At 63.7% G+C, this 20,824-nt stretch carries 19 protein-coding genes and 1 tRNA gene; 12 read left to right on the forward strand and 8 right to left on the reverse strand.

The features are described from left to right. Positions 1–953: 953 nt before the first annotated feature. Positions 954–1,232 carry a hypothetical protein gene (locus tag CCR95_RS23845; protein ID WP_201099103.1) on the forward strand — a complete coding sequence of 93 codons (279 nt, stop codon included), beginning with the start codon at positions 954–956 and terminating at the stop codon, positions 1,230–1,232. A gap of 42 nt (positions 1,233–1,274) precedes the next feature. Continuing rightward, on the forward strand, positions 1,275–3,185 hold the full coding sequence (locus CCR95_RS23850; protein ID WP_201099104.1) for a YfjI family protein: 1,911 nt from the start codon (positions 1,275–1,277) through the stop codon (positions 3,183–3,185). A 98-nt stretch (positions 3,186–3,283) separates the two neighbouring features. Here the strand turns inward: CCR95_RS23850 and CCR95_RS23855 are convergent, their stop codons facing one another. Next, positions 3,284–3,517: a hypothetical protein gene (locus CCR95_RS23855; protein WP_201099105.1), complete on the reverse strand. Its 234-nt coding sequence runs from the start codon at positions 3,515–3,517 to the stop codon at positions 3,284–3,286. 154 nt (positions 3,518–3,671) lie between these two features. Here CCR95_RS23855 and CCR95_RS23860 point away from each other — a divergent pair, with 154 nt between their 5' ends. Next, positions 3,672–4,118 carry a hypothetical protein gene (locus CCR95_RS23860; RefSeq protein WP_201099106.1) on the forward strand — a complete coding sequence of 149 codons (447 nt, stop codon included), beginning with the start codon at positions 3,672–3,674 and terminating at the stop codon, positions 4,116–4,118. 378 nt (positions 4,119–4,496) lie between these two features. Then, on the forward strand, positions 4,497–6,284 hold the full coding sequence (locus CCR95_RS23865; protein ID WP_242523469.1) for a cytochrome c3 family protein: 1,788 nt from the start codon (positions 4,497–4,499) through the stop codon (positions 6,282–6,284). Between the two features lie 231 nt (positions 6,285–6,515). Here CCR95_RS23865 and CCR95_RS23870 read toward each other — a convergent pair whose 3' ends face one another. Both CCR95_RS23870 and CCR95_RS26530 read right to left on the reverse strand, forming a co-directional pair. After that, on the reverse strand, positions 6,516–7,646 hold the full coding sequence (locus tag CCR95_RS23870) for an AraC family transcriptional regulator (RefSeq protein ID WP_201099107.1): 1,131 nt from the start codon (positions 7,644–7,646) through the stop codon (positions 6,516–6,518). Positions 7,647–7,664: 18 nt separating this feature from the next. Next, positions 7,665–8,120, reverse strand: coding sequence for a transposase (locus tag CCR95_RS26530; RefSeq protein WP_201099108.1), 456 nt, complete (start codon positions 8,118–8,120; stop codon positions 7,665–7,667). Between the two features lie 293 nt (positions 8,121–8,413). Between CCR95_RS26530 and CCR95_RS23880 the strand changes: the two genes are divergently transcribed. The 6 genes from CCR95_RS23880 (at position 8,414) to CCR95_RS23905 (ending at position 14,190) form a co-directional block, all read left to right on the forward strand. Continuing rightward, positions 8,414–10,159: a DUF1214 domain-containing protein gene (locus tag CCR95_RS23880; RefSeq protein ID WP_201099110.1), complete on the forward strand. Its 1,746-nt coding sequence runs from the start codon at positions 8,414–8,416 to the stop codon at positions 10,157–10,159. 63 nt (positions 10,160–10,222) lie between these two features. Next, positions 10,223–11,278, forward strand: a complete 1,056-nt coding sequence (locus tag CCR95_RS23885; protein WP_201099112.1) for an AraC family transcriptional regulator — start codon at positions 10,223–10,225, stop codon at positions 11,276–11,278. Positions 11,279–11,480: 202 nt separating this feature from the next. Beyond that, on the forward strand, positions 11,481–11,831 hold the full coding sequence (locus tag CCR95_RS23890) for a hypothetical protein (RefSeq protein ID WP_201099114.1): 351 nt from the start codon (positions 11,481–11,483) through the stop codon (positions 11,829–11,831). A 65-nt stretch (positions 11,832–11,896) separates the two neighbouring features. Continuing rightward, positions 11,897–12,952: an HAD family hydrolase gene (locus CCR95_RS23895; protein ID WP_242523470.1), complete on the forward strand. Its 1,056-nt coding sequence runs from the start codon at positions 11,897–11,899 to the stop codon at positions 12,950–12,952. A gap of 78 nt (positions 12,953–13,030) precedes the next feature. After that, positions 13,031–13,375 carry a hypothetical protein gene (locus tag CCR95_RS23900; protein WP_201099115.1) on the forward strand — a complete coding sequence of 115 codons (345 nt, stop codon included), beginning with the start codon at positions 13,031–13,033 and terminating at the stop codon, positions 13,373–13,375. A gap of 14 nt (positions 13,376–13,389) precedes the next feature. After that, complete coding sequence (locus tag CCR95_RS23905) at positions 13,390–14,190, forward strand: porin family protein (RefSeq protein WP_201099116.1); 801 nt, start codon at positions 13,390–13,392, stop codon at positions 14,188–14,190. Positions 14,191–14,318: 128 nt separating this feature from the next. Here CCR95_RS23905 and CCR95_RS23910 read toward each other — a convergent pair whose 3' ends face one another. Then, positions 14,319–14,540 carry a helix-turn-helix domain-containing protein gene (locus tag CCR95_RS23910; RefSeq protein WP_201099117.1) on the reverse strand — a complete coding sequence of 74 codons (222 nt, stop codon included), beginning with the start codon at positions 14,538–14,540 and terminating at the stop codon, positions 14,319–14,321. 1,451 nt (positions 14,541–15,991) lie between these two features. Between CCR95_RS23910 and CCR95_RS23915 the strand changes: the two genes are divergently transcribed. Both CCR95_RS23915 and CCR95_RS23920 read left to right on the forward strand, forming a co-directional pair. Continuing rightward, positions 15,992–16,954, forward strand: coding sequence for an integrase domain-containing protein (locus CCR95_RS23915; RefSeq protein ID WP_201099118.1), 963 nt, complete (start codon positions 15,992–15,994; stop codon positions 16,952–16,954). Next, entirely contained in the window at positions 16,954–17,337 is a 384-nt protein-coding gene (locus CCR95_RS23920; protein WP_201099119.1) for a hypothetical protein, read from the forward strand. The genes CCR95_RS23915 and CCR95_RS23920 overlap by 1 nt, the downstream gene beginning before the upstream one ends. A gap of 154 nt (positions 17,338–17,491) precedes the next feature. Here the strand turns inward: CCR95_RS23920 and CCR95_RS23925 are convergent. The 4 genes from CCR95_RS23925 to pheT all read right to left on the reverse strand — a co-directional run bounded on the left by CCR95_RS23925 (position 17,492) and on the right by pheT (position 20,643). Next, positions 17,492–17,568 (reverse strand) — tRNA-Pro (locus CCR95_RS23925). A gap of 37 nt (positions 17,569–17,605) precedes the next feature. Further along, the gene (locus CCR95_RS23930) at positions 17,606–17,980 is read right to left on the reverse strand and encodes a MerR family transcriptional regulator (protein ID WP_201099120.1); all 375 of its coding nucleotides are present in this window, start codon (positions 17,978–17,980) and stop codon (positions 17,606–17,608) included. Further along, positions 17,961–18,260: an integration host factor subunit alpha gene (ihfA, locus tag CCR95_RS23935; protein ID WP_014778015.1), complete on the reverse strand. Its 300-nt coding sequence runs from the start codon at positions 18,258–18,260 to the stop codon at positions 17,961–17,963. The genes CCR95_RS23930 and ihfA overlap by 20 nt, the downstream gene beginning before the upstream one ends. 4 nt (positions 18,261–18,264) lie before the next feature. After that, positions 18,265–20,643: a phenylalanine--tRNA ligase subunit beta gene (gene pheT, locus CCR95_RS23940; RefSeq protein WP_201099121.1), complete on the reverse strand. Its 2,379-nt coding sequence runs from the start codon at positions 20,641–20,643 to the stop codon at positions 18,265–18,267. Positions 20,644–20,824: the final 181 nt, after the last annotated feature.

Consider the following 20,824-nt stretch of genomic DNA (forward strand, 5'->3'; position numbering starts at 1 on the left):
CCGAGGATCACCTCCGAGCGACTATCACAGAGCGCTTGAGCGATCGCCTGTAGTGCCGACCTTTTTCTTCGAGGAACGAAGAATCAGCGGGTTGCAGCGCGAAAGACGCTGAATAGCCGAAGTCGGGCTAATCGTAAAAGAACGGTACCTCGCCAGTTCACCGATGCGCCCTGACGCCTCCCTTGCGCTCGGATAGTCTTGCCTGGCGTTCGCTCATCAACGCGTGATTCATGACCGATTGCGTCGTCTTCGCTAGCAGACGCCAACGCGTTCCAGCGGAAGACCATCGGTCGGTTCACGCCGCGCACGCACAGGACAACAGGATTTTTTTGAGGCCAAGAAGAGACACCCATGCAAACACCGATTTCCCCCGTCCGTCGCCGACTTAACGAGCGTGAAGCCGCCGCCGAACTCGGCATCAGCTTCCGTACCCTTCAACAATGGCGTGTGCGGGGCATTGGCCCCGTTTTTTGAAACTCGGCCGCGCCGTGCGCTATGACGCCGATGCGCTGGAGACCTGGTTAGCGCAGCAAGTCCGCACGAATACCGTGGGATGAGGGCGAAACGATGCGCCAACGCCCCAGCAATGAAAACGGCCTGGTGGTCTCGGAAACCACCAGGCCGTTGAGTCAAGCACGCTCCCAAGCGTTTTCGTCAACCGTTCCCTGAACCCAAAAGCGGTTCAGGGACAAAGCAATCCGACGGCGAATCGGTTTGCGCCGGCAGGTGAAGTTTACCCCATCGAGCGGGGAATTTCGCCTGCCGGCGCCCGCTTCTCCGGTCGGTCTCTCAGCCTCGCGAGGTATCGCACCATGTAGATTCAGCACCCGTCTTCGGCGACCGATCCGGCCGCCACGACCGGTCCGCCCAACAGCGCCCACCCCCTTTCCGCGGCGCTCGCCTGTCAGGCTCCGGCGCCCAACGACGTTCTCGGGTTCACCATCTGGCCGAACATGGCCGCGACCGCCAAACTGGACATGCGTCTGGCGTGGCCAGCGGTCTGCGCGCTGATCGCCCAGGAGGGTGCCCAGCCCGCCAAGCCTGATTGCCGCTGGGTCAAGCTGGCCACGTTCGGCCAGCACCGCACGGCGAAGGGATGTCTGCGGCACGACGCCAACGTGCGACAGGTTTTCGGCATCGAGGGCGACTACGATGACGAAGTCATGACCCCGGAGGAGGCGATCGAGCGTCTGGAGCGCCATCAACTCAAGGCATTGGTCTATACCTCCTAGAGCCATACCCCCAAGACACCCCGCTGGCGTGTCTTGTTACCTTTGTCCGGCCCGATCGCCCCCGCCGCGCGGCAGGCTTACGCCGAGGCGCTGAACGGACTGATGGGGGGCATCCTGGCGCCCGAATCGGGCGTCCTGGATGCGTGGCAGCAATACCCCATCCCCTTCGCAAGCCACGCGACAACCGCGGATCAACCCGCCGCGCCGCAGCCGCCTGCGGACGCCCTGGCCGACCTGCTGTCGGGCGACGACATCCACGGCAATGCACTGAGACTCGTGGGGCGGATGGTCCGCGAGGGCGTCACGGATGCCATGATCCGTTCGACTTTCCAGATCCTGGCGCAGCAGGTGGAGGCCATGCGCGGCGCTGACCGCGCCCAGGCCCTGCTGGGCGGTGAGTTGACCCGGATGATTCGTGGCGCGCGGGACTGGCAGGCGCGGGGTCAAACGGATCGGGAGGACCAGCGCCGGCGCGAATCTGCAGCGATGGACCAGAGCGCCGACAGCGATTTTCTGACGCCGCCCCCGCGTCCCACCGAGGCCATGTTTTACGGGCTGACCGGCGAGGTTGCCCGAACCGCCGCCGCCGGGCGGGAGGTGAACCCGGTCTCCGTCGCCGCCGCGTTTCTGTCCTGGCTCTCTGCCCAAGTGGGGCGGGATGTCTATCTCCAGGTGGGCGATGTCCGCCACCCGGTGCCGCTCTTCACCCTGCATGTGGGGCGGACGGCCATTGCCGCCAAGGGCGAATCAACGGGATTGCCGTTGCGCATCGACGAGGCGATCCGCCAATCCCCGCTCGCGAGACTGGGACCGGAACAACATCTGCTGGGGCAAACCCATGCGGGCGGCCTCTCCTCGCGTGAAGGACTGACTCTCTTTGTCCATGATGGTTACAAGTCCGGGCGCGATGACATCCCCTCGATCGAGGATAAGCGGCTGTGGGTTTTCGAGCCCGAGTTTCAGAACGTGATCGCGCAAGGCAAACGCGAGGGCAACACCCTGTCCGCCGCGCTGCGCGATGTCTGGGACGGCGGGAGCATCAAGCCCGCGACCAAGGGCGGACGGATCTGGGCGAGTGTGCCGCATATTGCGTTGCACGGCTGTATTACGCCGTTCGAGCTGCGCGCGGGACTGGAGCAGAAGGACATTACCAACGGTTTTGGGAATCGCTTCCTGCTGATCTGGGCGGAGCGGACCTGTCTGGTCCCGCTGCCTCGCGCCACCGCACCCGAGGCGATCTCCCGTCTCGCGCGCCGCGCCGAGCGCGTCATCCGCTTTGCGCTGGGAACCTATCCCGCGACGATATACACGCGCGAACTACGCCTGACGCCCGACGCCGAGACGATGTGGTGCAGCGCCTATCGGTCCTTGAAGCGTCGCGAGCCCTTGGGCGAGACCGTGGCCGCGCTGCTGGAACGGCGGGCGCCGATCACGCTGCGGTTGGCGGGACTCTTTGCCCTGACCGATGAAAGCCTGATGATCGAGGCCCGCCACCTGGCCGCCGCCCTCGCCTGGTCCCGCTATCACCGGGACAGTGTCGCGTTTGTGTTCGGCGCCGAGGTGGAACAAACGCGCCAGGCCATCGAGCAGTCCGACCGGCGCCGCAAGCTTCGCGACTACCTGGCGGGGAGGGACTGGGTTATCCGCTCGGAGATCCTGTCGCGGGCGCTGGGCGGCAAGGTGACGGCCAACGATCTGAACGGCGTACTTCAGGCCATGCTGGCGGACGGCGAGATCGAGCAGAAACAGGAAGCGCGCGGCGGTGCGGCCACGAATACCAAAACCTTCTACCGCGCGTCCGTTGCCCGCGAGATCGACGCGAAAGACGCGAAACACGCGCAAGACGGCGTCAATGCTGATCCCGAGTCCGGGCGAACCACGGCGAAAGACGCCGAACGACGGACGCCAGAGAAGGACGCAGCGGGTGTCGTCTGTCGGGAGGTGATCGGATGACGGCGTACCCGTCTTGCGGGCGCGTGTTGCGCGTCTTTCGCGCGTGTTTCGCCCGGCAGGAAGCGCCGTGGTGGCACGTCTTGCGCGTCTTTCGCGTGTTACGCGTCGAGATCGAGCAGAAACAGGAAGCGCGCGGCGGTGCGGCCAGGAATACCAAAACCTTTTACCGCGCGTTCGTTGCCCGCGCGAAAGACGCGAAACACGCGCAAGACGGCGTCAATGCTGATCCCGAGTCCGGGCGAACCACGGCGAAAGACGCCGAACGACGGACGCCAGAGAAGGACGCAGCGGGTGTCGTCTGTCGGGAGGTGATCGGATGACGGCGTACCCATCTTGCGGACGCGTGTTGCGCGTCTTTCGCGCGTGTTTCGCCCGACATGAAACGCCGTGGTTAGGCGTCTTGCGCGTGTTTCGCGTGTTACGCAGCAGAACCGCAGGCAGGTCTTACGCCTCGACAGCGCGTCAGACGGCGAAGGCGGCGCGGACATGAGCGTACAGGCGCTGTTGAACGATCTGGCCTGCGCCAACGTCCGTCTTTCGCTGACAGCCGACACCGGGCTGGAGGCCACGGGCGACCGCGCGGCGCTCGATTGCTGGCTGCCGGTGATCCGCGCCCGCAAGGACGAATTGCGCGCGCAGTTAGCCGCCACGACGCCGTCACCGCTCACTGGCACCGAGCGCGCCGACCTCCGCGAGGCGATCGAGGAGCGCGCGGCCATTCTGGAGTTCGACGGCCATCTCTCCAGAGCGCAGGCGGAGACGGCGGCGACCCGCGCGATGCGGGTGTATCGCTACCGGCTGAGCGACCGCCCGACGGATTGGCTGATCCTGCTTGCTCCCGGCTGCGACCTGGAGGAGGCATGGCGCGTCTTGGCACTGCGCTTTGGATCTGAGCGCGTGATCGAGGTGGTTTGCAACCCCGGCACTTGTTGAGATCCGGGCGTTGTGTTGTGACCAATTCTGGTTCAGCAATCCCCTGCCGTTGGCGAATGGCCGCACCACGTCGGGATTGGCCACGCTCACCCGTGCTCAGGCGCCGCAACACGTTGGCCCACGGTTCGTGAGAGACCCCAATCGCTTCCATCACGACGTGAAGAGCGGCAACGGGATCGGTGAGCTTGCCCCGCCCGTCGGCGATCCACTCCAAGGCCGTTGGCGGTGGATTGGCGAAGCGGTATTGCTTGACCGTCCAGCTTCAATCAGGTTCATGATCTCAGCTTGTGGTACTAGTCGGCCAGACCACGCGACCAGGCGTACTAGAGAGACGACCATGGGACATCATGGCCTCGTCACAGGAGCGGAGCGAGACGTATGACAATGAAACACCGACGCGAAGTCTTGGGCACCGTGTTGGCAGCCATCGTGTTGAACCAGACTGTGTTGGCCCAGGCGTTGGATGCCTTGCCAGCCACCTATGCCGGCGGCACAACCTGCGTCGACTGTCATCAAGCCGAGACCGAACGCTGGCAAGGCTCCGACCACGATCGGGCCATGACCGAGGCGACGGAGGCGACCGTCCTCGGCGATTTCCGTGACGTCGCCTTCACGGCCCAGGGCGTCACCTCTCGGTTCTACCGCCAGGATGGTGCCTTCATGGTGCGCACCGACGGCCCGGATGGACAACTGCACGACTACCCCATCCGCTACACCTTCGGCTGGTGGCCGCTTCAGCAATACCTGATCGAGTTCCCCGGCGGACGCCTGCAAAGTCTGGGCATTGCCTGGGATAGCCGCGCGGCCGAGGACGGCGGCCAGCGCTGGTATCACCTCTATCCCAATGAGCGGATCGACCATGCCAGTCGCCTGCACTGGACCGGACGCGACCAGAACTGGAACTACCAGTGCGCGGAGTGCCACTCCACCAACCTGGAGAAGCACTACGACCTCGCCACGGACAGCTTCCACACGACCTGGTCCGAAATCGATGTCGCCTGCGAGTCCTGCCACGGACCGGCCTCGCGCCATGTGGCGCAGGCGCGTTCGGCGACGCCGGACACACCGCCTGTCTGGGATGCCGACAAGGGGCTGGTGGTTCAGCTTGCCGATCGCGACGGCGGCGTCTGGATTCATGACGCGGCGAGCGGACAACCCAAACGATCCGTCCCGCGCACCCAGCACAGGCAGATCGAGACCTGTGCCCGCTGTCATTCCCGGCGCGGGCAGATCAGCGAGCGCGACCAGCCGGGGCGGCCGCTCGGCGACACCCACCGCCTGGCCCTGCTGGAGGCCCCGCTCTATCACCCGGACGGCCAGATCAAGGACGAGGTCTTCGACGTTGGCTCCTTCATCCAGAGTCGCATGTACGCCAAGGGCGTTACCTGCACGGACTGCCATGACGCCCACAGTCTCAAACTCAAGGCGCCCGGCAACGGGGTCTGCGCCCAGTGTCACCAGCCGGCCCGGTACGATGCCGAATCCCATCACCATCACGCGCCCGGCTCCAGCGGCGCGGCCTGCGTCGCCTGCCACATGCCGCAGCAGCGCTACATGGTGATCGACGAGCGCGCCGATCACAGCCTGCGCATTCCCCGTCCGGACCTGACACTAAAGATCGGCACCCCCAATGCATGCAACGCCTGTCATACCGACAAATCCACCAGCGCTGCCCTGCTCGCGCCGCTGGCCCTCACCCTCAAGACGGCCCAGGCCACCGAACACAAGGACAAAGGGGGCGAGGCTCACGCCAAGCCCCAGTTCCTCTTCGTGCAAAGTGCCGAGGGCGTGACCTATGCGGACGGGCGCCTCACCCTCAAGGGGATTAGCCCCGTCACCATCCTGTTCTCGGATCGCCCGGAGCGCCTTGCCGACCACATGGCGACCGAAAACTTCGTCCCCTTCTGGGGTGAGGGCGCGGACAGCTTCAAGTCCGATCCGCCCAACGGGACCCTCTCTGTGGTGGAGGGCGAGGCAATGGACAACGTCGTCATGACCCTGCGCAACCCGCGGCTCGCGGGGCGGGATCTGAGCTACGAGGTCGAGGTGTTGGAAGGAAGGCCGCCGGCCAGCGGGGGTGCGGCTTCGCTGTTCATCGACATCATCGGCATGCCGCTCACGCCGGTCTCCTTCGCCGGCGCACGTCGGCGCATGTGGCGCCGTTAGCCCGAAGCCCGAAGCCCGAGCCTGGATGGAGAGAAGCGGAATCCAGGTCCCGCCCCAATCCACTGAATAGTCATGTCCCCCCAAGGCCACACCCCTGGATTCCGCTGCGCTCCATCCAGGCTACGACTTGCTCCACGAAGCGAGCTGCCAGCCAGTCGCGAAGCAGTTCGAAGAGGCCGATACCGGACGTTAAGATCGGCTTCGTGTGGGACTCTGACCGGCCAAGCGATGTCAGTCGACATGTATCCCCAATTCGGGTTTGGCGGCCTGTTCGAGGAGCCCATCGGGAGTGGATTTGACCCGCCACTGCGAGGGACTGATCTTCGCCCAGTTACGAAAGGCACGCGAGAATGCATTCGCGTCCGCGTAGTGTAGTGCTGCGGCAATCTCGGCGACTGGGAGCCGCGTGTTGCGCAGAAGTTGGCGGGCGAGCTCGAACCGCGTGGTGTTGACCAGATTCTGCAGACTCATTCCTTCCTCACCGAGCCGACGGCGCAAAGTCCGCTCGCTGATTCCGAAGAGTTTGCTAACCGCCTCGGCCTTCGCCTGGCCGCTCAACAGCAATTGGTGAAGCACCAACTCCACCTGCTCGCCAAGGCTCAGCGGGCCAGTCGCCTGTGCATCGCGAATCGCCGCCGAAATCGCGCAGTGCACCTTGGGATCGGCGCCTGCAATCGGGTTGGACAGCCAAGATGATGCAAAAACAATCCCCGAGACTTCCGCGTCGAATGTCGCATCCACGCCAAACACCCGGCGGTACGCTGCCGTTCGGTTCGGACGACGGTAGGAGAACTGCACTGCGGCGGGCCTGAAGTCGCTGCCGCACAGGCCCAGCAGAATCCTGTTTCCGATGGCAATGGCAACGTCATAGATGTACTCGGTGGCCGGGGTTCCGTGGCGGTAGACGGAGTAGCCTAAGATGGCAGTCTGGCTATCCGGGGCGAGCAGAAGTGGCGCCGCGCCCCGATCATGCAGATGCAGGTGGAGCAACAGGCTTCGCAACGCGTCGCCCACGCTCGGCGAATGGCGCATCAGATCGCCGAGCAGCCCGAGCCCCGTAAGCTCGAAGCGGTTGCCCACGAGCAGCGCGAAGTGCGGGCATTCGGTTAAGTCAGCCGAAATTTGGAAAAGGCGCCCTGCCGCTGCTAAGCCCATTCGGCTGTCGGGGTCCCAAAACAGCCGAAGGCTTACCTTTGCCTGCGCAAATGCGCGTTGTGGGTCGACACCCAACTCGTCGAGCACGGCGGGGATCGCGAGGATCGGACCCACCCTGATGTCGCCGTCCCTGCTCCGGACCAACGCGGGCGACTTGCGCCGGGATGCAGAGGGGGTGTCCGATTCGACCGAATCTTCGCAAGTCATATCAATATCCTGTTTTGATTAGCAAAGAGTCCCAGCGTGGCGCCACCACGCCGCGCGACGCGGCCTGGTGGTCGCGGCGGCGGCGACTACGGGACGGTGCTGGCGGCCGGCGTCGGTGATGCCGCCGAAGCACGACCGCCAGTCGCAGACGAGGGCACTGGCCCAGGTCGCAACCGACTTGCGCGTGAACCCTGGCACCGGGGCCGACAGGCTGGTCTTGGCCTGGCTGATGAAATAGATGGCCAAGTACCACACCGTCAGGGCCAGATTGGTCCCCTGAAACACGGTCCCGCCGATCAGGGAGAACTGCGGTCGGCAGCCACCGCACGGGAAGATCCTGCGCGCCCAGACCCGCAGTACGCCGTGGCGGACCTCCCCGCAGTGGGGACGATGCACGCCCCGCAGCCAGCGCAGTTGCTCGAGGACCGCCGCGCACTTCACCTCGGTACCGAGCTGCCCCAGGGGCTCGGGCATCGACAAGCCCCGCCGGAGCTGAGCACGCTTCATGGCTATGGCGCATCTCCCCTGGGTGGGCCCGGCACCAGGACGCGCCGGCCGGGGCCTCAGTCCGCGAGTCCGGCTGGGCTTCGGTGCCATCCGCATGTACTGTGCGGTCATTTTGGCCGGATCTGCAAGATACTCCCAGTCGAGTTTTGATATGTTGCGGTCGCCCTTCATTCTTGCGAGGCCCATCAAGGGGAAAGCCATGAGAGAGGCAAGGTTGTCCACCAAAACTTCTTAACGACACGAAAGACGGGATTAGAGTCATGCAACACAGGTTCCTAGAGAAAAAATCGCGCATGCGGCGACACCTTTCCGCGGCACTCGCGCTGCTCGTCGCTCTCACCGCTGGCAGCCTGCAAGCTGCCGATTCGGGCCCGCGGCATCATGCCGAGGGCGCATACAATGACGCCGCAGCAACCTACACCGTGGTCAAGGGCGACGACCTGGCGGTGATCGCCGAGCGCCTCGGTGTCAGCGTCGCCGAGCTGCGCCAGGCGAACCGCCTGACATCCGACCTGATCGAGCCGGGCCAGACACTGATCGTGGGTGCTGGGACGTCGGAATCACCTGCGACGGGCCGCTACAAGATGACCACACCGATCGCGCCGGGCGTCGCCACACCTGACACGCTCGATACCTCCATCGGTACGCTGCACTTGAGCGACGGCTTTCCGAAGCCCGACACCGTCGAGAAGATCTACGACAACCTGGATCGTTCGCGTGCGCTGCAGGCCTATCTGCTGGCCATCCCAATCGTCAACCAGGCCGGCATGCGCGACTCGTTGCGCAAGTTCGGGCCGGACAATCAGACCGACGTCATCTGGGAGACCCTGGTCGACCCCAAGACCGTGGAACTGACGGCCAACGACAACACCATCTACAACTTCATCTGGATCGATACGCACCAGGGGCCAGTGGTGATGGAGATCCCGCCCATGTCCTTGGGTGCCATCGACGATTTCTGGTATCGCTGGGTTGCCGATGTCGGCATCACCGGCCCCGACAAGGGCAAGGGCGGCAAGTACCTGATCCTTCCCCCCGGGTACGCAGGTGAAGTTCCGCAAGGCTACTTCGTCGTCCGCCCGAGCACCTACGGCAACTGGGTCCCCTTCCGAACCTTTCTCGTCGACGGGTCGCCCAAGCCTGGCGTCGAGTCGGTCAAGAAGCACCTGAAGATCTATCCGCTGGCCGATGCGGCCAATCCCGCTCCTGTGCAGTTCGCCAATGCCTCGGGCGTCCCCGCGAACTTCGTCGCACCTGGCGACTACTCGTTCTGGGAGTTTCTCGACCAGGTCATCCAGGAGGAGCCGAGCGCAGGCTCCGATCCGACCACCCTGGGTCTGTTTGCCTCGATCGGCATCGAAAAGGGCAAACCCTTCAACCCCGACGCGCGCATGAAGAAGATCCTGACCGACACCGCCAACATTGGCGCGGCAACCGCACGCACCCTGGCCTTCAAGATCCGCGAGCAGGATGCCTTCTTCTATCCCGACAGTTCATGGCGTCTGCCGTTTTTCGGCGGCTACAAGTTCGAGGTCTCGCCTGGGGTCGCCAACCTGGACGGCGCGGCCTTTTTCTACTACTTCGCCACTGGCGTGACGCCCGCGATGGAGGAGAAGATGGTCGGCAAGGGGTCGCAGTATCCCTGGACCGCCCTGGACGCGAACGGAAACCCCTTTGACGGCGCCAAGACCTACAAGCTGCACCTGCCACCGGACATCCCGGTGAAGGACTTCTGGTCGGTCATCGTCTATGACAACCAGACCCGCTCGATGCTGCAGACCGATCAGCAGGCCCCGAGCGTCAGCAGCCAGAACAAGAACCTTCAGGTCAACGCGGACGGCTCGGTGGATGTCTGGTTCGGCCCGACCGCCCCCGAGGGCAAGGAAAGCAACTGGGTCCAGACCATTCCCGGCAAAGGCTGGTTCATGATCTTGCGCCTGTATGGTCCGCTCGAGCCCTGGTTCGACAAGACCTGGCGACCGGGTGAGATCGAACCGCAAGCCTGAGAAGCTGTTTGATAACCCTCGACTCCAGCCAGTCGAGGACGTGATCCAGGTTGCACGCTTATCATGGTCCAGTCTGCCGCATGCTTTCCCGCCCGCTCCCACCCGGATCTGAGGTTAGTGGTGGATGGCAGCGCTCGGGTCGGACCCATCGGGGCGATCCCGCAGGTGCTCCGCGACATGGGTCTCGATCCCGCCGGGGTTGCGGCGGCGACGGGTGTCGAACTCAGTCTCTTCGACGACCCGGACAACGCCATTCCTTTCGTGCTCATGGGCCGGCTGTTTCGGGAATGCGTGGCCCGGAGCGCCTGTCCTCACTTCGGACTCCTGGTCGGGGAACGCTCGTCGGTCTCGTCGCTGGGGATCGTGAGCCGGCTGATGCAGCACTCACCCGACGTTGGCACGGCGCTGAGCAATCTGGTGCTGTATCTGCAACGACAGGATCGCGGAGCCGTTCCGACCCTGATGGTCCAGTATGAGCTGGTGCTTCTGGGTTACACCGTTTATCAGCAGGGGGTCATCGCGACCGACCAGATCCACGACGGCACCATCGCGATTGGCTGCAATATCCTGCGGGCGCTGTGTGGACCCCGATTCCGGCCCTTGGCTGTCCTGCTCCGCCGCACGGCGCCTGCCGACCGCGAGCCCTACCAGCGGTTCTTCAACGCGCCCGTGCGCGTCGACGCGGATCAGTCGGCACTCGTCTTTCCGGCGACCTGGCTCGATCATCCGGTGAGCGGGGCCGATGCAGGACTGTACCGATCACTCCGCGCGGAGGCCGAAACCAGCATGGAGCGGATGGAGGTTGATTTCGTCATCCAGGTGCGACGGGTGCTGCACGGCCTGGTCATCACGGGACGCGGATCCGTGGAGCAGACGGCATTTGTCTTTGGCGTGCATCGGCGCACCTTGAATCGACGGCTGTCGGCCCGGGGTGCCAACTTCAAAGTGTTGCTGCGGGAAGTCCGTTTTGAGATTGCCCAGCAGTTGTTAAGAGATACACGGATGCCCATCGTAGATATCGCGGAGGCGCTCGGCTATGCCGCCGCCAGCGCCTTTACCCGAGCTTTCCAATGCTGGTCGGGACAATCGCCGGCCGTCTGGCGGGCGGCGCGGCCTTGAGCAATCAGGAACCAAGGCGAAACCGAGAGATGGCTTTCGCCAAACACCGTCTTTTCATCACGGACCCGGCCCGGTTTTCCGGGCTTCCCGTGCTGAAAATGCCCGTGCTGAACCGGCCTGGCGTGTCGGTTTCAGCCTTGATCGACGTCCAGCGCCGAGCCATTGGCGCATTTCACCCATCCTCATACTGGAGAACAGGCAAATGATCGTGAAACAGTTGATCGTGAGCGCCACCGCCGCCGTTGCGTTGACCCTGGCCGGTGCCGTTACGGCCGAGTCGCATGCTGAGAAGGCGGCAGCGGCGGCCAAGGCCGCTGAGGCCACGAGCGCCGCCAAGGCGTATGAGAAAGAGGCCGCAACCCTTCAGGGTGAGGCGGACAAGATGGCGCAGGATGCCGCCGCCGCCAGAGCCAAGGCCAAGGCCGACCCCACCGCCGCGAACAAGCATGAGGCCAAGCTGAAGACCGAGGAATCGGTTGATGCCGCCGCCGTGGCGGGAGACATGGAAGGCGAGGCGGCGGCCAAGGAGAAAGCAGCCGAGTCCGGCAAGTAATTGATCGGGACCGTACCGGGTGAGCCGATCGGCTCACCCGGCGGTTCTGTCATGAGGTCACCGCCATGTCATCAGTCTCCGCCATGCTTCGATCGACCCGCGTCATGGGGCTGGGGCTCTGCGCCGTCGTGCTCCTGTTCGCTCAGGCGCATGCACAAGCGGATCCCTTGCCGTCCTGGCACGAGGGGCCGGCCAAACGTGCCATCCTCGACTTCGTGAAGGTGACCACCGATCAGACAAGCCCCGACTATGTGCCGCCTGAAGCGCGCATCGCCACCTTCGACAACGACGGCACGCTGTGGACCGAGCAGCCGCTCTACGCTCAACTCCTCTTCGCCCTTGATCGGGTGAAGGTTCTCGCCCCCCAGCATCCCGAGTGGAAAACTGAAGAGCCGTTCGCCTCGCTGCTCAAGGGCGATGTCAAGGCTACGCTCGCGGGAGGCACGCGGGCGATCTCGGAAATCCTGATGGCGACCCATGCCGGGATGACCACCGAGGAGTTCGCGCGGATCGTTCAGGACTGGCTGGCGACGGCGAAGCACCCCAAGACTGGGCGGCCTTACACCGAGATGGTCTATCAACCCATGCTCGAACTGCTCGACTATTTGCGGGCCAATGGCTTCAAGACCTTCATCGTCTCCGGTAGCGGTGTCGAGTTCATGCGCCCCTGGACGGAGACGGTCTACGGCATTCCACCCGAGCAGGTGATCGGCTCCAGTATCAAGACCCAATTCGAGCGGCGTGACGGTAAATCCGCGCTGGTGCGTCGACCGGAAGTGAATTTTATCGACGACAAGGAGGGCAAACCGATCAGCATCAATCAGCAGATCGGCCGCCGTCCCCTCGCCGCGTTCGGTAACTCGGATGGTGACCGGCAAATGCTGGAATACACGAAGGACGGCGATGGCGTGCGATTGGCAATGCTGGTTCTGCACGATGATGCCGCGCGCGAGATTGCCTATGGCCCGGCGAATGGCCTGCCCGAGAGTCACGTTGGCGCCTTCAGTCAGTCCCTTTACGATGAAGCCAAACAGAACAGTTGGGTGGTCGTCAGCATGAAAAAGGACTGGAAGCGCGTCTTTCCCTTCGAGCATCAATCATCTTCCAGTCATGTTCGTTGAACTGCCACGGCCAAACCATGGCCGGCCCGCGACATGACACCCGGATATTTAAGCCCGTCGACTCGCCAGGAGCAGACCATGCCACGAGCCACCCTCAGCGCCTCGCTTTTCATTGCCACCATCGTTCTGCATGGCTGTAGCGGCGATTTGGTCGCACCCGACTCGATCATAGAGGATCCTGGTGCCGAGGCGTTTCTGGACCGAGTGGATAAAGTCTGCGGCAAGCTCGCCATCGGCAACCAGCCGCTGAGTTACCTGCTCGACGTGAATGGCAACGACACCTATTTTATCGACGAAAGCAGCAAATTCTATTTCGGCAAGGTCGATCAGGCGACTTTCGCCGACGACATCAACAGCTTCTATCCCACCGGCACCAACCAGGCCGCTCTCGACTGCATCGTCGCGCAGCTCGGCGAGAATTGACGGACACACATTCAATGATCACTCGCGCCCAACCGATCCCTTGCCTGACCGCCGTCCTCGCCCTGCTGTTCGGCGCTCCCGTGGCTGCCGCCGATCATCCCATTGAGGACGGCAACTGGCATACGGCTCTCCGACTCTACGGCTGGCTGCCAAGCGTCAGCGGTGAGACCCGTTTCGATCTGGGTAACGGCGGTGGCGATGCCACCGTGGACACCAGTCAGATCCTCGATGCAGTCAAGATGTCCTTCATGGGTTCTGCCCAAGTGCGCAAGGGCCGCTGGACCGGATTCACCGATCTCATCTATCTGCGCATGGGTGCGGATCAGCAGGGCGGTATCCGCTTGCCGGCGGCCTACGGCTCCGGCATCAACGTGCATGCCGACGAGGAACTCAAGGGCTGGGTGTGGACTCTGGGGGGCGGCTACACCCTCTGGTACAACGACCGGGCCAATGTCGACCTGGTGCTCGGCGCTCGCCTGTTCGATCTCGACAGCGATCTGGCTCTCAGCGTCACGGGGCCACGGAATCGGACCCTGCCCGCCAACCTCAGCGCCTCCGTGACCCTGTGGGACGCCATCATCGGCGTCTATGGCCGGGTGGATCTGTCCAGTCACTGGTTCGTTCCCTACTATCTGGATGTGGGGACCGGGGATACCGAGCTGACATCGACCGGCTACACCGGCGTGGGCTATGCCTTCGACTGGGGCGATCTCACCCTGACTTACCGTTATCTCTACTACGATCAGGGCAACGACAAGACCATCGAAGGGCTAACCTTTAATGGGTTTGCGGCGGGGGTCAATTTCCGTTTTTGAGCGCAGGCAATGCCCATGAACCTGCATGATTAACCCCTCCGCTACACCTTCGGCTGGTGGCCGCTCCAGCAATATTTTTCGGCGCTGCATGAGTGCCGCACGACGCCGGTCGTGAACGCCGAACAACCCTAACCGGGTCGGTCCGAGTGAACCCGAGGCGACCGTCGCAGGGTTTCCAGCGGTCCCTCGCCGAAGATCTGTCGATACTCGGCGGTAAAACGCCCCAGTTGATAGAACCCCTGACTGTAAGCGGCCTGCGTGATGGTCAGGCCGCCGGCTGGCGCGAGCGTGAGCTGGCGGCGCACGGCATGGAACCGCCAGCGCCGCAAGAAGGCCAATGGCGCTGACAAGGGCGATCGTTGGGAAACTTGCTGGGCCGGTTGTTGATCGACTCGCTCCACTTCCGGGGATATCCGGGGGTAACTTTGGGGACCAGGCGAACGCAGGTCTGGGCATCCCGCCCCGGCAACGACTTCGGTCGCCACCCTCGGACCTTGCGCTTGACCCGAAGTGGGATTAGGCTGCTGGCAGGCGATGTATGCGGTTCTGAAAACAGGCGTCGCCCATCTGTTCGAGATTCTGTTGCCGTTCGACTCGGCAAAGCCAGGGAGGCTTCTCGCAGACGCCCCGATTCAACGGGCGGTAGACAGGTCGCTTCCGGCTAGCGACTCATTAAATGTGCGCGTTGGCCCGACACGCTTGCAACCGTTGCATTCGCCAAGGGATACCCTCTTATTCGACGCCTCGCGTCACGTCAAGACCGGCCCTTCGGGACACGGGATCTCTCGAATGAACGTTGTCGATCAGCGTTCATCCGAAAGATTTCGCACGTCCCCACCGCCATGAGTCATGCTCTGACTTCGGCCTGTGGGTCATCGCCTGCGCGGGCGATCCATCAAGACCGCGCGCACCACCGGCAAGCCTTGCGCTTGCAGTCAACCCGCCAGCACCGCTGGCATGAATGAGACGAACGATCCGTCAACCGCGTCTCCGTCCGCTGTCAAGCGTCAGAACAGTCGAGTTCTCCGTCCTCTGCGGAAAACCGCCGGCAATCGCTGGCATGATCGACGTGAACGCTCCCGTGCAACCCTGTACATGATCGGCACGCCTCGCGCTCGCCGACCGTCAACCCACCGGCGCCGCCGGTTTTCGCTTCGCACGGACGTGTATTCCACCCGTCCAGCCGGATCCAGTCCTACATTCAGCGCACACCCTGAAAAAGGGTCGCCATCTCTCCGCGAAAAAACTCGTCCTCCAGACGAACGTCGACGGCGTGTCGGTCGGCCGTCCAGTCCTCTCTTGAATTGCTCGTTCCATGCGTGAAAGACCGCGATGTTCGCGAACAACGCCCAGGGCCATCCGGCTCCAACCTTGATCACGCTCGACGATCGCAGACCGTCCCTCGCCCGGCGGTCTTTGTTCACAAAGACCGCCGCCAGCAATCGCTTGTTTCCATTCGCTTTAACAGCGTTAAGCCAGCACTAAAACACCACACTAAAATCGCTAGACGCCTGTCTATTGGGCACCGGGGCGGAACCCCGGCAGGTCTATCGCCACGCCATTTCCGTCGTCGTCTCACCGCGTCAGGCCACTGACGCAACGTCCCCCGCCAACGCGGACGGGCGAGCGACATCAGAGGTTCAGACCACCTCCACGCAAGGAAGCAGAACGGTCTTCGACGTCCTCGGCAGGACGCAAATCTGCCCACCGCCATCGCCTAGCCTTGGGCTTTTCAAGGTCATCACTTACCGGTTTCTCGCGGGAAGATGGCGGATTTTTTCAACGCTCGATGGGAGTTGCCATGGGGAAATATGCCAGCGCACGGAATTTTGGCTTCGGCAAGAACCTGGATTACGCCGGGCGCGAAGCCCTGCGCGCCTATTACGCCGATGGGCATTTCGGATCGGTCGCGGCGCATGGCGACCGCTGGAATCAATTTGCGCAGTGGGCCAAGGCAGAAGGCATCAAAGACCTGTCCAAGGCGGATCAACAGGCGACCGCCGAACGCTATGCCCAGCACGTCGCCGCGCGCGTTCAGGCCCAGGACATCGGCATTCAATACGGCCAGAATTTGATCTCGACAGTGAATGTCACGCTCGCCGCGTTGCGGGGCGACGATCAGATTCGCGTGTCGCCGTCGGCGGTCGTCGGTGAACGCTCGCAAGTGCGCACCGTTGCTCCGGGCGCACTGGACCGCGAGCGCGTGAATCAAGCCACTGCGGCCTTACGGGACGCCGGGATGCCCAGGGCGGCGGCGGTGCTGGCGTTGGCGCGGGATTTCGGGGTGCGCCGGGAAGAGGCGGTAAAGGCGGACCTGGATCGCTGGCGGCGAGAAGCGGATCGCTACGAGCGGATCAACGTGCAGGAGGGCACCAAGGGTGGCCGAGACGCACCACGCTGGATACCCGTCGGCGTGCTACAGCGCGAGACGCTCGGGAGTGCTATGACGGCGCGCCCGGTTGGTTCCCGGAATCTCATTAGCCCGCACGAGACCTACGCCCAGGTCGCGATCGCCAGGGACTCGGAATTGAATGTCGCGCGGGCGATCCTCCACGCCCACGGCATCCCCGGCTATCACGACGCCAGGGCGGCTTATGCCTGCGAGCGGTATCGAACGCTGGCCGGACGCGAAGCGCCGGTCGTGACAGGCGAACGCCCCGGCGTCGAACAGCGCCAGAGCGACGCGGCCGCCCGCGCGGTGATTACGCAGGAACTCGGGCACGGACGGACCGAGGTCGTGTCGTCGTATCTCGGAGGCCGCTGATGCAGCTCTCCGTTTTGCTCCGACGCGCGCAGCCAGGGACCAAGAGCGGGGTTCAGGGGCACCTCAAACGCGCGACCCGAATGCAGGCGCTCATCGCCGAGCGGTTCGGGGTCCGCGAACCCTATCAATTCAAAGCCAAGCACCTGCGCTGGGTGCTGGAACATGGCACCGCCGAACTCGCGCCCAGTTCGAGGTACGACTACTGGCGCACCGCGCGGGCGCTCGCCGCCATTCTGGGCCACTGGCCCGACTGGGAGCCGCACCTGCGCGGTTCCTGGATCTCGCCGCGGCCCGATTTACCACGCGACACCCAGCCGACAACGTCTAGCCGAGGTGGGCGGCCACCCAAGCTTGCCCGTGTCCGTCGAGAACGCGGAAGATGATCGAGAACGAAGTTGCGTGGCCGCGATGGAAGCGGCGGATTCGGGAGGGGGCGAAGGACCGTCGAATCGCCGCAAAAACATATCCGCGTGGTGACTCAATGGTGACTCAAAGAAAAACGGCTTAGACCGATAAAGTCTAAACCGTTGTTTTTATTGGTCGGGGCGAGAGGATTTGAACCTCCGACCACCTGAACCCCATTCAGGTGCGCTACCAGGCTGCGCTACGCCCCGATAAGATAAGTGATCATAAAGCCTAACCCACCGAACGTCAACGCCGCAGTATCTGCAGAATCTCTTCAAGCTCAAGACGTAATTGGCGCAGAACCTGATGGGTCTGGTTCATGTCGTGCTTGGCGCCTTCTCCGCTCAATTGCTGGCGGGCGCCGCCGATGGTGAATCCCTGGTCGTACAGCAGGTTGCGAATCTGGCGCACGATCAAAACATCGTGGCGTTGGTAATAACGCCGGTTGCCGCGACGCTTGACCGGCTTGAGCTGCGGAAATTCCTGTTCCCAGTAGCGCAAGACGTGCGGTTTGACGCCACACAGCTCGCTGACTTCACCGATGGTGAAGTAACGCTTGCCGGGAATCGGCGGGAGATCGCCGTCTCCTGGCTCGTCGCCACTAGCCATCGGTTCCAGCATAGGCTTCCACCCGTGATTTGAGCTTCTGGCCCGGACGGAAGGTCACAACACGCCGCGCGGTGATGGGGATTTCCTCGCCAGTCTTGGGGTTGCGGCCCGGACGCTCGTTTTTCTCGCGCAGGTCGAAGTTGCCGAACCCGGACAGCTTGACCTGTTCCCCCCGCTCCAGAGCGGTGCGAATCTCCTCGAAAAACATCTCGACGATATCCTTGGCCTCGCGTTTGTTCAGGCCCAGTTCATCGAATAGATGTTCTGCCATTTCGGCTTTGGTCAACGCCATACCTTCAATCCCTCAATCGTGCGTCAAGTTCGGAGGCTAGGCGGTTCAGGATCCGCCCCACCTCGACTTCAATGAGATCTTCCGTCAGTGTCTGGGAAGAAGACTGTAAAATCAATCCTAAAGCAAGACTTTTTCGTCCAGAATCGATGTTCTTGCCGGTATAGACATCGAACAGGATGACCTCGCGCAGCAGTTCCGTGGCGGCGGCGCGAACGCAGTCGGCGACCCTCTCGTAAGCGATCTGTGCGTCGATGACGATCGCCAGATCGCGACGAATGCCAGGGAAACGCGAGATCGGCGCATAGCGGGGCAGGATGCCGTCCGCCAGCGGCGCCAGATCCAGCTCGAACAGAAAGGCGTCGCCGGTGAGATCGAGCTTGGCGGCCAGCGAGGGATGCAGCATCCCCATCAGACCCACGGGTTTCCCCGCACGCTCGATCCGGGCCGTCTGGCCCGGATGCAGGGCCGGATGCGCGCCGGCGACGAATCTGAATTGCGCGGGCGCGCCGGTCAGCGCCAGCAGGGCTTCCACGTCGGCCTTGAGGTCGTAAAAATCGACCTTGCCGGATTGCTCGCCCCACTGTTCGGGAGCGGCCGTGCCGATGACCAGACCGGCGAGCCCCGGCTCCTGTCGCAGACCGTCGGCGCCGATCCGAAACCGCAGACCGGACTCGAAGATTCGCACCCGCTCCAGTTGACGGGTCTGATTGTAACGGGCGGTCTGCAACAGGCCGGTCCAGAGGCTGGTGCGCATGGTGGAGAGTTCGGCGCTGATGGGGTTGGCCAACCGCAGGGTGTCGGCCTCGGGTTCGACCAGCGACTGGATCTCGGGGCTGACGAAGCTGTAGGTGATGACCTCGTGGAAACCGCGGTCGACCAGGGCCAGGCGCGCGCGGTCGAGATCGAACGCGGCCTCAGGCGTGGATTGGGTGACCGAGGCGGAACTGGCGTGGCTCACCGGGATGTTGTCGTAGCCATGGATGCGGCCGATGTCGGCAATCAGATCGACTTCGTGGACCAGATCGAAACGGGCGCTGGGTGGGGTGACCCGCCAGCCGTCAGCGAGAGGTTCGACGGTCATGCCCAGGCGTTCCAGCACATCGGTGATGGTCGTGGCGGGCAGTGCGAGCCCGAGAATCCGGGCGACGCGCGACTCGCGCAGATGCAGGGGTTCGCGGTGCGGCAGATGGGTCGCGTCGGCCACGTCCACCACCGGGCCGACCTCGCCGCCGACGATGTCCAGCAGGAGACGGGTCGCGCGCTCGATCGCGCGGACCTGGAGTTGGGGGTCGACGCCGCGCTCGAAACGGTGCGAGGAATCGGTATGAAAGCCGTAGCCGCGCGCCTTGCCGCTGATGGCGAGTGGCGCGAAAAAAGCGCTTTCGAGCAGGATGTCGCGGGTCTCGGGGCCAACGCCGGTCGCGGCGCCGCCCATGATGCCGGCCATGGCCACCGCCTGGTTCGCGTCGGCGATGACCAGCGTGTCCCCGCGCAGACCGGCCTCTTCGCCGTTGAGCAGCGCGAGCCGTTCGCCGGCCTGGGCCAGACGGACGTCGATCCCGCCGCGGAGTTTGGCGAGATCGAACCCGTGCATGGGCTGACCCAGTTCGAGCATGACGTAGTTGGTGACATCCACGACGGGGCTGATCGCGCGCAGTCCGGCGCGACGCAGGCGTTCCTGCATCCACACGGGCGTCGTGGCGGTCGGATCGATCTGGCGGATGACCCGGCAGACATAGCGGGGACAGGCGTCGGGGGCCAGCAGACGCACCGTCACGCGGTCGTCGCAGGTCGGCGCTACGGGTTGCACGGCGGGCGGGCGCAGCGGGACGCGGTTGATGACCGCGACCTCGCGGGCGAGCCCGGCGATGCCGAGACAGTCGCCTCGATCCGGAGTCAGGTCGACCTCGATGCAGTGATCGTCCAGGGCCATCCAGGCGCGGAAATCCTCGCCAATCGGCGCGTCCGCCGCCAGGGGCAGGATGCCATCGGAGGTCTCGGCCAGTCCCAGTTCAGTAGCGGAGCAGATCATGCCGAAGGATTCGACACCGCGCAGCTTGGCCTTTTTGATCTTGAAGTCGCCGGGCAGACAGGCGCCGACCGTGGCGACCGGAACCTTCATGCCCTCGGCGACATTGGCCGCGCCGCAGATGATCTGGAGCGGTTCGTCCTGGCCGAGATCGACCGTGCAGATGCGCAGCTTGGCGGCATCCGGATGGGGCGCGATGCGCTGCACCAGACCGATCGAGACGCCGCTGAAGGCGGGGGCCGCCGGTTCGACGGCATCCACTTCCAGACCCGCCATGCTGAGCTGATCGGCCAATTGTTGTGTGTCGACCGGCGGATTCACCCACTCGCGCAGCCAAGCCTCACTGAATCGCATGTCCCCTTACCCATATTCGATTTTCAATGCGCGCGGCGAATTGAAAGGAGTTGTCAGTTGTCAGTTGTCAGTTGTCAGTTGTCAGTTGTCAACGACACGAATACTTGTGAATCGACGACGATCCGTGATCGTCGCTGGAATCGCGAATGGAAATGCCGCGTGAAACGGACCGTTTCCAACG

This window comes from Thiocystis minor (genome assembly GCF_016653465.1).
Classification (GTDB): Bacteria; Pseudomonadota; Gammaproteobacteria; order Chromatiales; family Chromatiaceae; genus Chromatium; species Chromatium minus.